The organism is Acidobacteriota bacterium (assembly GCA_035529075.1).
Classification (GTDB): domain Bacteria; phylum Zixibacteria; class MSB-5A5; order GN15; family FEB-12; genus DATKXK01.
On sequence record DATKXK010000016.1, the window covers coordinates 1 to 12,683 of the forward strand.

The 12,683-nt window shown below is 60.8% G+C and carries 11 protein-coding genes; 10 read left to right on the plus strand and 1 reads right to left on the minus strand.

Going from position 1 to position 12,683, the window contains the following annotated elements; translation table 11 throughout:
* A partial coding sequence (locus tag VMY05_10985) for a hypothetical protein (GenBank protein ID HUV31597.1) occupies positions 1 to 378 on the minus strand: 378 nt, incomplete at its 3' end.
* Between the two features lie 399 nt (positions 379 to 777).
* Between VMY05_10985 and VMY05_10990 the strand changes: the two genes are divergently transcribed.
* From VMY05_10990 to VMY05_11035, 10 genes are all read left to right on the plus strand, one after another.
* Positions 778 to 2,169 (plus strand): bifunctional UDP-3-O-[3-hydroxymyristoyl] N-acetylglucosamine deacetylase/3-hydroxyacyl-ACP dehydratase, encoded by a 1,392-nt coding sequence (locus VMY05_10990; GenBank protein HUV31598.1) that lies wholly within the window; start codon positions 778 to 780, stop codon positions 2,167 to 2,169.
* A complete protein-coding gene (gene lpxA, locus VMY05_10995) occupies positions 2,166 to 2,939 on the plus strand; it encodes an acyl-ACP--UDP-N-acetylglucosamine O-acyltransferase (GenBank protein ID HUV31599.1) in 774 nt (257 codons plus the stop codon). The genes VMY05_10990 and lpxA overlap by 4 nt, the downstream gene beginning before the upstream one ends.
* Positions 2,940 to 3,073: 134 nt before the next feature.
* Positions 3,074 to 4,069, plus strand: coding sequence for a Gfo/Idh/MocA family oxidoreductase (locus VMY05_11000; GenBank protein HUV31600.1), 996 nt, complete (start codon positions 3,074 to 3,076; stop codon positions 4,067 to 4,069).
* Complete coding sequence (gene lpxB / locus VMY05_11005) at positions 4,070 to 5,176, plus strand: lipid-A-disaccharide synthase (protein ID HUV31601.1); 1,107 nt, start codon at positions 4,070 to 4,072, stop codon at positions 5,174 to 5,176.
* A complete protein-coding gene (locus tag VMY05_11010) occupies positions 5,173 to 6,411 on the plus strand; it encodes a glycosyltransferase N-terminal domain-containing protein (protein ID HUV31602.1) in 1,239 nt (412 codons plus the stop codon). The genes lpxB and VMY05_11010 overlap by 4 nt, the downstream gene beginning before the upstream one ends.
* Positions 6,404 to 7,504 (plus strand): tetraacyldisaccharide 4'-kinase, encoded by a 1,101-nt coding sequence (lpxK, locus tag VMY05_11015; protein HUV31603.1) that lies wholly within the window; start codon positions 6,404 to 6,406, stop codon positions 7,502 to 7,504. Before VMY05_11010 ends, lpxK begins: the two co-directional genes overlap by 8 nt.
* A complete protein-coding gene (gene nadB / locus VMY05_11020) occupies positions 7,488 to 9,092 on the plus strand; it encodes an L-aspartate oxidase (protein HUV31604.1) in 1,605 nt (534 codons plus the stop codon). Before lpxK ends, nadB begins: the two co-directional genes overlap by 17 nt.
* Positions 9,092 to 10,633 carry a glutamine-hydrolyzing GMP synthase gene (gene guaA, locus VMY05_11025; protein ID HUV31605.1) on the plus strand — a complete coding sequence of 514 codons (1,542 nt, stop codon included), beginning with the start codon at positions 9,092 to 9,094 and terminating at the stop codon, positions 10,631 to 10,633. The genes nadB and guaA overlap by 1 nt, the downstream gene beginning before the upstream one ends.
* 68 nt (positions 10,634 to 10,701) lie before the next feature.
* Entirely contained in the window at positions 10,702 to 11,526 is an 825-nt protein-coding gene (locus tag VMY05_11030) for an alpha/beta hydrolase (protein HUV31606.1), read from the plus strand.
* Between the two features lie 110 nt (positions 11,527 to 11,636).
* On the plus strand, positions 11,637 to 12,626 hold the full coding sequence (locus tag VMY05_11035; protein HUV31607.1) for a polyprenyl synthetase family protein: 990 nt from the start codon (positions 11,637 to 11,639) through the stop codon (positions 12,624 to 12,626).
* The last annotated feature ends 57 nt before the right edge of the window (positions 12,627 to 12,683 follow it).

Sequence of the window (12,683 nt, forward strand, 5' to 3'; positions counted from 1 at the left end):
AATCGACGGGACATCGCTGGTGAACTCCACTCTCCCGCCGTTGTAGCTCCACTGCCAGTCATCCCAGGTCTGCTTGATCGTGAGGCCCGGTGACGGATCAGTCTCCGCGAGACCGGCGGTGCCCAGAGAAGACCGCGTCGAAATCCAGTTGCGTGCGGTGGCAAGCGGATCATAATCCTTGAGCCCGACCGCCCTTACAGGTTCGCGATCGATGCGCGGGAAGCCGTACTGTGTGATGTTGTTGGTCCGCTTGTCAAGCACCCGGTCCCCCGAGGCCTGGTCAAAGACGGCCCTGGCTGACGCCGGACAGGTCAGCCCGACGGTCAGGACGGCCACTGAAAAAACGACTGCCGAAAGTCGTGTGCTCCGGAAAGTCATCATTCCCTCCCCATGGTTGTCGGCCCGCGTGCGCTGCGCAAGGGGCCGCGCGAATTACGAAATATCCTCCAAGATCGGGACGCCGGGCCGTCCCGGCGGCTCGCTTCCCGGCTCTGGGCACGGGAGACGGGACCGGCACGGCGCTGCTTCTAAAGGTCGGTTTCGTTGCGGATACTGATGCAGAACACAGGAGCAAAGGTCATGTAAAGCGCGGCGGAAAACCGGCCCGGGACCCTCGTGCGCGCGAGTTGCGTGGCATCGGGAACCCCTTAGGACAAATATAGTGCCGGCGCTCGACTATGGCAAGGGTGAATCGGATATCAGGGGCAGGAAAAAAGCGCTTGAACCGGGCGCGGTGGTTTTGTATACTTCGTGCAACCTGTTTAAACTACGCCGCTTATGTACGAGAAACAACGCACAATCGCTCGGGAGATATCGTTTCCCGGAATCGGCCTTCACACCGGCAACGCCTGCACGATGGTTTTCAAGCCGGCCCCCCCGGACCACGGCATCAGGTTTGTCAGGACGGACCTTCCCGGCTCGCCGGGGGTGATCGCCGACCTTGACCACGTGGTCGACATTTCGCGGGGCACGACGCTTCAGGACGGAGAGGCAAAGGTATATACGGTGGAGCACGTGCTGGCGGCCTTTGCCGGGCTGCAGATCGACAACATGATAGTGGAGTTGGACGCCAACGAGCCGCCCGTGGGTGACGGTTCGGCCAGGCCGTACGTGGACACAATCCTCGAGGCGGGCATTCAGGATCAGGACAAGGACAAGCTCTACCTGGAGATCGACCAACCGATGGCGTACAGCGAGCGTGAGCGGGGAGTGGACCTGATCGTGGCCCCGTCGGATGACCTGCGGATCACTTTCATGATCGACTACAAGAACCCGGCGCTGGGCACCCAGTACACGTCGCTGGTGGACCTGGAGAAGGAATTCGTCGAGGAGTTCGCCCCGGCCAGGACGTTTTGCTTCCTGTCCGAGGTGGAGATGCTCAAGGCGCAGGGATTGATCAAGGGGGGCGGCCTGCACAACGCGATAATCATTTACGACTCCGATCTCGGCCAGGTGGAGGTCGAACGCATCCGCAAGGCGCTTGATCTGAAGGAGCGGGCGTTCGTCGGTGAGACCGGCATCATCAACGACGTTCCGCTTCGCTTTTACAACGAACCGGTGCGGCACAAGACGCTCGATCTGCTGGGCGACCTGTTCCTGATCGGGGTGCCGTTCAAGGGGCACGTGCTGGCGGCGCGGTCGGGCCATAAGGCGAACGTGGCCCTGGCGCGCAAGATGCGGGACCTGTACAAGAGAAAGAAGATAGCCCGGCAATACAGCACGGCCGGCAGCAAGGCTCTCCTTGACACCACGGCCATTCAGAACATCATGCCCCACCGCTACCCGTTTCTGCTGATCGACCGCATCATCGACATGGAGCCGGAAAAGCGCCTGGTGGCGCTGAAGAACGTGACCATCAACGAGCCGTTCTTCGAGGGGCACTTTCCAAATCATCCGATCATGCCGGGGGTGCTCATTCTCGAGGCCATGGCCCAGGCCGGCGGCGTGCTGCTACTGAGCGCCATCGAGGAGCCCCAGACAAAGCTGGTGTACTTTATGTCGATAGACAACGCCAAATTTCGGCAGCCGGTCACGCCGGGGGATCAGTTGCGTTTCGTTCTCGAAATGCACGCCTTTCGTCGCGGCACGTGCAAGATGTCGGGGCAGGCGTTCGTGGACGGCAAGGTGGTGGCCAGCGCGGACTTCATGGCCAGGGTGATGGACCGATGACGGACATTCACGACAGCGCCATCGTATCTCCTTCGGCTCAAATCGGCGAGGACGTGTCCATCGGCCCTCACAGCATAGTCGAGGCCGGTGTTGTAATCGGTGACGGCTGTCGCATAGCTTCGAACGTGCTGCTGGCCGAGGGCGCGACTCTCAAGAAGAACGTCAGCGTCTCCCACGGCGCCGTGATCGGCACGAATCCTCAGGACCTGAAGTTTGCCGGGGAGAAGAGCACGGTCGTCATCGGTGACAACACGGTCATCCGGGAATACGCTACGATCAACCGTGGTACGGAGGCACGGGGTGAGACGACGCTTGGTCACGACTGCCTGATTATGGCGTACGCTCACGTGGCTCACGACTGCGTGATCGGCAATCACGTCATCATGGCCAACTCGGTGAACCTGGGAGGGCACATCGAGATTGACGATTACGCCATTCTGGGCGGGGTCCTGCCGATCCACCAGTTCGTCAAGATCGGCGCTCACGTGATGATCGGCGGCGGTTTCAGGGTGCAGCAGGACGTGGTCCCTTACAGCCTCGCGGCCGGTTATCCGCTTCGAGTAATCGGCATCAACTCAATCGGTCTGAGGCGGCGCGGTTTCACGGTCGAGACCATTCACCGGCTCGAACGCGTCTTCAAGATTCTCTTTTTCTCGAAACTGAACACGTCACAGGCGGTTGAGCGCATCAAGAGCGAGGTTGAGCTGATTCCGGAAGTCCGGACGATTCTGGATTTCCTTGATCGCTCGACGCGAGGAATCGTGAAGTAGGTGACCACGGCTCGGATTGCCTGGATAATGCCGGCTGATCGTTCGCCTGTCGATTCGTTCTTCCAGAGCTCCGCGCATGGTGTTACCTTGGGAACCGACGCCGTCGGTGCGGCGTGAAGAGAGATAATAACCGTATGAGAAAAGTAAAGACCGGCGTAGTGGGTGTCGGGTCGCTCGGCCGCCACCACGTGAAGTGGCTCGGGCGCGCGGCCGGCTCCGAGTTGGTCGGCCTGTACGACATCGACCGCGAGAAAGCCGGCCGGCTGGCCGAGGAGCACGGCGTCAGGGTTTTTGAATCGCTCGATGAGCTGGCTGACAGCGTACAGGCAGCCTCCGTAGTGGTGCCCACCTCGGCGCACTTTCAGGTGGCCTCGCGCCTGATAGAGCGCGGCGTTAGCTGCCTGATCGAAAAGCCGCTCGCGGCGACGATGGCTGAGGCGACGGAGCTTCAGGCGCTGGCCGAGGACAGCGGGGTGAAAGTGACGGTCGGGCAGATAGAGCGTTTCAACCCCGCCGTACGTGCGCTGGCGGACGACGACGTGAGGCCGTCGTTCATCGAAGCGCATCGCCTGGCGTCGTTTGACCCGCGCGGAACCGACGTGGCGGTGGTGCTGGATCTCATGATTCACGACATCGATCTCGCGCTGATGTTCGTGCGCTCCAAGGTGGTCGACATCCGGGCATCGGCGGTGGCGGTGATATCGGACCAGGCGGACATCGCCAACGCCCGGTTGACGTTTGACAACGGGGCCGTGGCCAATCTGACGGCCTCCCGGATATCGCTTCGGCCGATGCGAAAACTCCGCATCTTCCAGAGATCCGGCTACTACTCGCTTGACCTTGCGGCCAGACAGGCCGACCTGTACAGCCTGGCCGGCCAGGGAGACAAGATCGACGGCATGCGCGTTCCGCTCGGCAACTCGGGGCGGGAGATTGTCTATCGCAAACGGCCCGATACCGGGGAAGATATGCTGTCCGCCGAGATTGAATCGTTCCTGCATGCCGTCATCGAAGACCGGCCGGTGGCCGTGCCCTTGAGTGAAGCCGCCGAGGCCTTGAGGGTGGCGCTGGAAGTCGAGCGGATCGGGCTTGCTTCGATCAGCCCTGTAATGGAGTCCCAGCCGGAGTAGATGGGCAAACCCCTGCTGTTCCTTGCTGCCGGTGACGTTTCCGGCGACAACGCCGCCGGCCGTGTAGTGGCTGCGCTCATACGGCAGCGACCCGATCTTGAGGTTTTCGGTCTCGGCGGTAGCCGCCTGAAGTCTCTCGGCCAGGAGCAACTGGCCGAGCCGGGCCGCCTGACGGTGCTCGGTTTCTGGGAGGTGGCCAAACGATATCCGTTTTTCCGCCGTTTGTTTTACCGTTGCGTTGACGAGATAAAAGCCCGAAGACCGTCGTGCGTGTTGCTTGTCGATTATCCCGGGTTCAACCTGCGACTGGCAAGAAAGGTCAAGGCGCTGGGTATTCCGGTGGTCTATTATATCTCACCGCAGGTGTGGGCCTGGGGCAAAAGACGGATGGCGGCAATTCGCAAGTACGTTGACTTCATGCTGCTCATTCTGCCGTTCGAGGAGTCATTTTACGTAAAATCCGGGGTACCCACGCGTTTCGTGGGCCACTACCTGCTCGAGGATATTCCACGCGAGTATATCCAGTCCCGGCCCGTGCACGAACGCCAGATTGCCCTGCTTCCGGGGTCACGACCGCAGGAAATCGAGCGCATGCTGCCGGGCATGCTGAAAGCAGCCGGGCACCTGCACCGACGGCACGGCACGAGTGCGGTTGTTGCCGGCATCCGCGGCGCCTGTGATTATGAGCGTCTGCTGCAACGTGACGGTGACGGCGGCGTGACGGTCTGCTACGACGATCCACGAACGGTCCTGTACGAATCAGGGCTGGTGCTGACGGCCTCCGGGACCGCCACGCTCGAGGCGGGTATTATCGGGCGGCCGATGGTAATAGTGTACCGGACCGGGTTCATCACGTACCACATCGCACGGCGGCTCGTCAAACTGGACATGATCGGGCTGGTCAATCTGGTGCTGGGTGAGAAAGTTGTCCCGGAGCTTGTCCAGGGCGCAGCCACGCCTGAGCGAATGGCGGTTGAACTGGAGAGGTTGCTGACCGACGATGCCTGCCGTTCCGGCGTGTGCGCGAACCTTAACCGCCTCCCGGCGCTGCTCGGCGGAGAGGGTGCCTCGCAGCGGGTGGCCGAAATAGTTGGTTCATACATATGATCGGCATCTACAGGTTGCTGACGCGCGCGGCTTATGCCGTCATATACGTCCTGCGAAGGCACTCGGCGCTGGCCGGCAGGGAACTATGGCGCGGCCGGCTGGGACTGATTCCGGACGTGGGAGACAAAGACGTCTGGATCCACGCAGCTTCAGTCGGGGAAACCCGGGTGGTCGGCTACCTTGTCAACTATCTGAGAGGACGCCGGGCCGGGATCAGGATTCACGTCACCGTTGTCACCGAGGCGGGCTTTAATACCGCCGTCAAGCTGTTTCCGCCCGAGGTGACGGTATCCTATTTTCCGCTGGATGCACGCCGGGCGATGGCTCGCACCTTTGACATGATACGGCCGAAACTGCTCGCGGTGGCCGAAACCGAGATCTGGCCGAACCTGGTGCTGGAAGCGGCGGAACGCCGGGTTCCGCTCATTCTTGTTAACGGCCGTATGTCGGCCCGGGCTTATCGCCGGTACCGTCTTGTCAGAAAGAGCCTGGCCAGGCTGCTGGTCACCTATGATCGCTTCTTCCTGAAGACCGACGTGGCTCAACGCCGCTTCGCGTACTTCAGTGTATCCGCGGACAAGTCGATGGTCGCCGGCGACATGAAGTTTGACGCGCCTTTGCAGGAGCGTTCGGAAGGACGGATCAAAGAGATACGGTACCGTGTCGGAGTGGCCGACGATGAGTTCCTGGTCGTGGCCGGGTCCACGAGGTCGGGCGAGGAAGCACACCTGCTGGGCGCGTACCGGACCCTGAAGGCGACCTGCCCCAAGCTGCGCCTGCTGTTGGCGCCGCGCCACGTGGAGCGAACGGATGAGATTACGGCGTTGCTAAAAGAGCACGACCAGCCGTATTATAGATATGGTACCAGCGGGGTACCTGAGGGCGTAATCGTGCTGGACAGGATGGGTCTGCTCAACGAACTGTACCTGGCCGGCGACATCGCCTTTGTGGGCGGGACGCTGGTGGATCGGGGCGGTCACAATCTGCTCGAACCCGTCTGGGCCGGCCGGCCGGTGCTTTTTGGGCCGTTCGTAAGCAATGTACGGGAGGCTGCCGAGTACATCCTGGAGCACGGTTACGGTGCGCGGGTAAGTTCAGGTGACGACCTGCTGCGGACGTTGACGGCGGTCGTGCAGGGTGATCGCACGTTTCGTACCAAGACCACGGCTGACCTGGTGCATTCCGCGGCAGCGGTCGCCGGTGACTATATCCTGGAAAAGTTGCGAGATGTTTGAGACCTTTTGGAAGAAAGTCCTGCGACGTAAGCCGTATTCCTGGTTGGTGATCCCGGCGGCTGTCTTCTGGTTTGTTTCCGTGATCTACCGGCTGTTTTTTCACGTGTACCGCCTGACACGAACCAGGGCTACGCGGCTGAACGTGCCGGTCGTCTCGGTCGGCAGTATCATGATCGGCGGCGCCGGCAAGACGCCGCTGGTGGAGGTCATAGCGCGCGGACTGCAGGGCGAGGGCGTACGCGTGGGCGTTGTCTCTTCCGGCTATGGCCGTTCGTCACGGGAACCGCTGCTTCTGCCCGGGTACAAGCTGCAGCGCATCCCGGCCGACATGGCCGGCGATGAAATGCGTGAATTATCCGGCAAGCTCCCGGAAGCGATTTTTTCCATAGCCCGGTCAAAGACGGACGCGGCGCGCGCGCTGGCCGGGAGCGGGAACGTCGACGTTATCGTCGTCGACGACGGTTTTCAGCATTTCACGCTGTTCCGCGATATCGATGTTGTCGCGTATGACGCGTCGTTCAAACCCGGGCATCTGCGTTTGTTTCCCAGCGGCGTACTTCGTGAGTCCGTCAGGGCGCTGCGCCGGGCGGATATGATAATCATGACGCGTGCCAAGTTCGCCAAGGACATAGCCAAGCTTCGCCGGCGGCTCGGCCGCGTCAATCCGGGCGCGGAAGTATACCATGCCGGGTTCGTGCCGGAGGTGCTCGTCAGCGGCGATAAGAGCCTGCCGGTGAAGTACATCGAAGACAAGTCGGTGTTTCTGTTTGCCGGGGTGGGCAACTTTTCACCGCTGCGCAAGCAGGTGGCGGCACTTGCCGGCGACCTGGATTATGCACTGGAGTTGACGGATCACCAGGTCTATGACGAGGGCCTGCTCAGGCGCATAAAGGCGATGGCCGGGGATCACGGTTCCGACGTCATCTTGACTACCGGCAAGGACTGGGTGAAACTGGGCGATTTTGATTTTGGCCGCGAGATTTATTATCTTGGGGTTTCGGTTGACCTGGATCCGGGCGAGGAAAAACTGATCCAGCAGATCATGCAGAAAATTCAGCTTGAACGGCCGGGTAGTAATGGACAGGCGATTTGATTTCATAGTCATCGGCAGCGGTATCGCCGGTCTCTTCTATGCGCTCAAAGTGGCGGCTCAGGACCCGAAGGCCAGGATTGCAGTTGTCACCAAGAAGGGTGAAGCCGTCACGAGCACTAACCGAGCCCAGGGGGGAATCGCGGCGGTGCTGGCCAGGACCGACTCTTTTGAGGCCCACATCAGGGACACGTTGCAGGCGGGCGCCGGGCTGTGCCATCAAGAGGTGGTGGAACGGATTGTCGAGGCCGGTCCGGCGGCGATTCATGATCTGGTGGCCTACGGGGTTCAGTTCACCCGGATCGACGGGGAGTTTGATCTTGGCCGCGAGGGCGGCCATTCCAAGAGCCGGGTGGTACATGCGCTGGACCTGACGGGACGAGAGATCGAGCGCGCGCTCCTGTTGGCCTGCCGGGCGCAGGCGAATATCACCACTTTTCCGGACCACATGGTTCTTGACTTGGTAACGTACAGCGTCGGCGGGGAGCACCGGTGCGCCGGCGTGTTCGTCTTTTGTGAGGAGGGGCGGCAGTTCGACGTGTTCTACGCGCCGGTGACCCTGCTTGCCACCGGCGGTCTCGGCCAGGTTTACTTTCATACGTCAAATCCCAGAATTGCGACCGGTGATGGGATTGCGATGGCCCACCGGGCGGGCGTGCCCGTGGCCAATCTCGAGTTCATACAGTTTCACCCCACCACGGTGTACGCTCCCGGCCGGGCGCCGTTCCTGATCTCCGAGGCCGTGCGCGGCGAAGGAGGCCGGCTCAAGTCCGTGGACAACCGGTATTTCATGGACGGAGCGCACGAACTCAAGGACCTGGCACCCCGTGACGTCGTGGCCCGCGCCATCGACGCCGAACTCAAAGCGAGCGGCGAAGAGTACGTCCTGCTGGAGGTGAATCACCTGGACGCAAAGTTTATCAGGAAGCGTTTTCCGAACATCTACAAGCGATGTCTTCGTTACGGATATGACATCACCGAGCGCGCCATCCCCGTTGTGCCCGCGGCTCACTACGCCTGCGGCGGGGTGGTCTCGACGATTCATGGCGACACGGCGCTGGCCGGTCTCTACGTGGCCGGCGAAGTGGCGATGACGGGGATGCACGGGGCCAACCGGCTGGCCTCGAATTCACTGCTGGAGGCCGTGGTCCAGGCCGACTTCGCCGCCAGGAAGTCCTACGACTACTATCGCCACAGTGATTTCCCCGCCTCGGTTCCCGTCGACAACGCGCTGTACTCCTCTTTGCAGTACCCGCGCGAGAAGATACTTATCACCCATGATCGCCGCCAACTGAACCGGGTCATGTCCGACTTCGTCGGCATCGTTCGCACCCAGGAGCGGCTGTCGCTGGCCCTCGAGAAAGTCAGGCAGACTAAGGAGGCGGTAGACCAGTACTATATGGCGACCCCGGCCACTTACAATATCGTCGAGCTTCGGGCTATTGCCACCGTCGCCGAACTTATAATCCGGTCGGCCATCTTGCGCAAGGAGTCGCGCGGCCTCCATTACCTCGGGGAATACCCGGAGACTTCCCCGGAGTTCGAGAAAGACACAGTCATTCCGGGCCTGGCGCACAAGGAGGTCTCCTGATGTCGCCGTCGCATGAGATGATTCTAATTCTCGATTTCGGTTCACAGTACACGCAGCTGATTGCGCGGCGCATCCGTGAGTCCCACGTCTACTGCGAAATCCTTCCGTTCAACGCCGATCTGAGCGCCTATTCCGACCGCAACGTGATCGGCTACGTTCTCTCGGGCGGCCCGTCTTCGCTGGCCGACGCCGACGCGCCCCGTCTTGAACGTTCTTTCTTTGACGTGAACCGTCCGGTTCTCGGCATTTGTTACGGTATGCAACTGGTGGTGGAAATATTCGGGGGCAAGCTGGTCAAGAGCGAGAATCGCGAGTATGGCCGGTCCTTCTTCACGGTGCGCTCGGACGGCAGGTTGCTCGAGGGCGTTTCGTCGCGGAGCCAGGTCTGGATGTCGCACGGCGACTCGATAGTCGAACTGCCCGCCGGTTTCAGCGTTATCGGGTCGACCGATTCACTGCCGACGGCCGCCATAGCTGACGAGGACAAGGGCCTGTACGGCCTTCAGTTTCACCCCGAGGTGCACCACACGGACGAGGGCGGCCGGATCATCCGTAATTTCCTGGTGGGGATTTGCGGAGCGCGCTGCGACTGGACGACCGAGTCGTTCATCGACGAGACCGTCAGGGGCATCCGTGATCGGGTCGGCGACGGGCGGGTGGTGCTCGGGGTGTCGGGCGGCGTGGATTCATCGGTGGCCGCAATGTTGCTTTCCAGGGCGATCGGGCAGCGGCTCTTCGGGATATTCGTGGACAACGGCCTGCTTCGAAAGAACGAATTCGCCGACGTAGTTGCCATGCTGCGCACGCTCGGTGTCAACCTGTATCCGGTCGACGCGGCCGATTTGTTCCTTGAGCGCCTGGCAGGAATTGAAGACCCGGAGCGCAAGCGCAAGATAATCGGCAATACGTTCATCGATGTTTTCGAGCGTGAGGCCGAGCGGATCGGCGACATCAGGTTTCTCGCCCAGGGTACGCTGTATCCCGACGTCATCGAATCGACGTCGTTCCGGGGACCGTCGGCGACCATCAAGTCGCACCACAACGTAGGCGGATTGAAGGACCGCATGGACCTCGAGTTGATCGAACCGCTGAGGGAACTGTTCAAGGACGAAGTGCGGGTGCTCGGCCGGAGCCTCGAGTTGTCGCCGCAGGTAATCGGCCGTCATCCGTTTCCCGGCCCCGGCCTGGCCGTGCGGATACTCGGCGACGTCACCCGCGAGCGGCTGGATCTTCTGCGGGAGGTCGATGCCATCTTTATCGAGGAGCTGCACCGCCACGACATTTACGACGACATCTGGCAGGCGTTTGCCGTATTGCTGCCGGTAAAGGCGGTTGGAGTAATGGGCGACGAGCGGACGTACGAGAACGTCGTGGCACTCAGGGCGGTGACGTCCGTTGACGGCATGACCGCCGATTGGGCCCGGATCGACCACGACATCATGGCCCATGTATCCAACCGGATAATCCGCTCGGTGGCCGGGGTGAATCGCGTGACGTACGACGTGTCCTCCAAACCCCCGGCGACGATTGAGTGGGAGTGAGCGACCGCGCGGCTGCCTGACCGTGTAAGCACACCGCCGCGCCTCCTCCGGCCTGGCGCTGATATCGCATGGTACCGAAGATTCTTAAGATGATCCTCTGGTTTGTTATCGCTCTCTGCGTCGCTTTTGCGGCTTTTGCCCTCTACCTGTATCTGAATCAGGGGCGGATGGTATTCTTTCCCTCAAGAACGATATCGGTCACGCCGGAAAATGTGAACCTTGCCTACGAGGACGTCTACCTTGACGTCGGTGCGGGTCACAGTATCCACGCCTGGCATTTTCCCGCCGCCGAGGGAAGAAAGACGGTGCTGTTTTGTCACGGCAACGCCGGGAACATATCGGATCGGCTCGAAACGGTGCAGATGCTCGTCGGCCTGGACGTCGGCGTCCTGCTTTTCGATTACCGCGGGTACGGGCGATCCGACGGTACGCCGAGCGAAGAGCGCATGTACGCCGATGCCACGGCGGCGTATCGCTGGCTGTGCCGTGACGGGGCCGTATCCCCGGCTGACGTTATCGTTTTCGGCCGTTCACTCGGCGGGGCTGTGGCCGTTGACCTGGCCTCCGGCGTTGAATGCGGGGGCCTCATAGTCGAATCGTCATTCACGTCGATGGCCGAGTTGGGCCGCCGCATGTATCCGTACATGCCCATTAACCTGTTGCTGCGCTTTCGATTCGACTCCCTGGCCAAGATCGGCCGGGTACGCTGTCCAATTCTGGTCACGCATTCCCCCCAGGATGAGTTGATCCCGTTTGAGATGGGGCGGCAGCTGTACGCTGCGGCCCCGGCACCAAAGCGCTTCGTAGAGTTGCAGGGCGGGCATAACGAGCACGACTACATGTCTAATTACTTGTATATAAACGGCTTGAGTGAATTCATCGGGAGTCTGTAGCCCGGTCTCACCTCTCAGTTGGAACAGTGGCGTTTGCATCAAAGCGGTTGACAAGGGGGTTCTGATCTGTTTATTTCACGGCCTACAGGGTGGGGAGCGAGCGTTCTGTTATGACAATGCTCCACAAAGACAATCTGGCCACGTATATCGAGCCCGTTAAGTCGGACCTGGATACGTTTGACCGCAAACTAAACGACTACCTTCGCGGTGATTCCCCCCTGATAACCTCCCTGGCCCGCCACCTGCTGAAGACAAAAGGCAAGCGGATCCGCCCGGTGTTCCTGTTTCTCTCGTCGCGGGCCGCAGATACGTATTCGGATTATTCAGTTGACGCCTCACTGGCCATCGAGCTGATTCATACGGCCACTTTGCTGCACGATGACGTCGTCGACGAGTCAGACATGAGACGCGGCCAGGAGACGATCAATCACAAGTGGGCCAATCTCATATCGGTGCTTCTGGGCGATTACCTGTTCGCCAAGGCCTTCCGGATAATCCTGAGCACGGACTGCAGTGAGTTGGTCAAGGCGATATCGGTAGCCACCGAGCGCGTCTCGCTGGGGGAACTTCGGCAGATTGAGGAAACCGGCAATTACTCTTTGTCGGAGGAGGAGTATCTCGAAATCATCGCCGACAAAACCGCCTCGTTGTTTGCGGTTTCGTGTGAGACAGGCCCCATTCTGACCGAGCGAAGCGGTCGCGATCGCGCGCGGTTCGCAAGGTTCGGGGAAAAAGTCGGTACCGCCTTCCAGGTCATTGACGATCTCCTCGATTACGTTGGGGACCCCCAGGTGACGGGCAAGGAGCCGGGCAACGACGTGCTGAACGGCAAGGTGACTATGCCGTTGATCCACTCGCTTAAGCAGGTCGGCGAGGCCGGCCGGCGGGAGATTGTCCGGTATCTGCGCGAAGATGCGGACGGAGACTCGTTTCACCGCGTTTATGATTTTGTGACCGAAAACGGCGGCATTGACTATGCTTATCAACGGGCCGACCAGCTCTGCCGGGAGGGGCTGGAGTCCATCTCCCCGCTGGAGCAGTCGAGATACGCTGATTCGCTGCTCGATCTCGTTCGGTACACGGTGGCGCGGACCTCATAGCGGACTGTCAGCGGATGATCGCCTCCGGGATCAAGTTCTTCAATCTTTCCCCCGGTT

Excerpts from the sequence above, each read along its gene's own strand:
- VMY05_10990 (HUV31598.1), top strand. The coding sequence starts at position 778 with ATGTACGAGAAACAACGCACAATCGCTCGGGAGATATCGTTTCCCGGA.
- lpxA (HUV31599.1), top strand. The coding sequence starts at position 2,166 with ATGACGGACATTCACGACAGCGCCATCGTATCTCCTTCGGCTCAAATC.
- VMY05_11000 (HUV31600.1), top strand. The coding sequence starts at position 3,074 with ATGAGAAAAGTAAAGACCGGCGTAGTGGGTGTCGGGTCGCTCGGCCGC.
- lpxB (HUV31601.1), top strand. The coding sequence starts at position 4,070 with ATGGGCAAACCCCTGCTGTTCCTTGCTGCCGGTGACGTTTCCGGCGAC.
- VMY05_11010 (HUV31602.1), top strand. The coding sequence starts at position 5,173 with ATGATCGGCATCTACAGGTTGCTGACGCGCGCGGCTTATGCCGTCATA.
- lpxK (HUV31603.1), top strand. The coding sequence starts at position 6,404 with ATGTTTGAGACCTTTTGGAAGAAAGTCCTGCGACGTAAGCCGTATTCC.
- nadB (HUV31604.1), top strand. The coding sequence starts at position 7,488 with ATGGACAGGCGATTTGATTTCATAGTCATCGGCAGCGGTATCGCCGGT.
- guaA (HUV31605.1), top strand. The coding sequence starts at position 9,092 with ATGTCGCCGTCGCATGAGATGATTCTAATTCTCGATTTCGGTTCACAG.
- VMY05_11030 (HUV31606.1), top strand. The coding sequence starts at position 10,702 with ATGGTACCGAAGATTCTTAAGATGATCCTCTGGTTTGTTATCGCTCTC.
- VMY05_11035 (HUV31607.1), top strand. The coding sequence starts at position 11,637 with ATGACAATGCTCCACAAAGACAATCTGGCCACGTATATCGAGCCCGTT.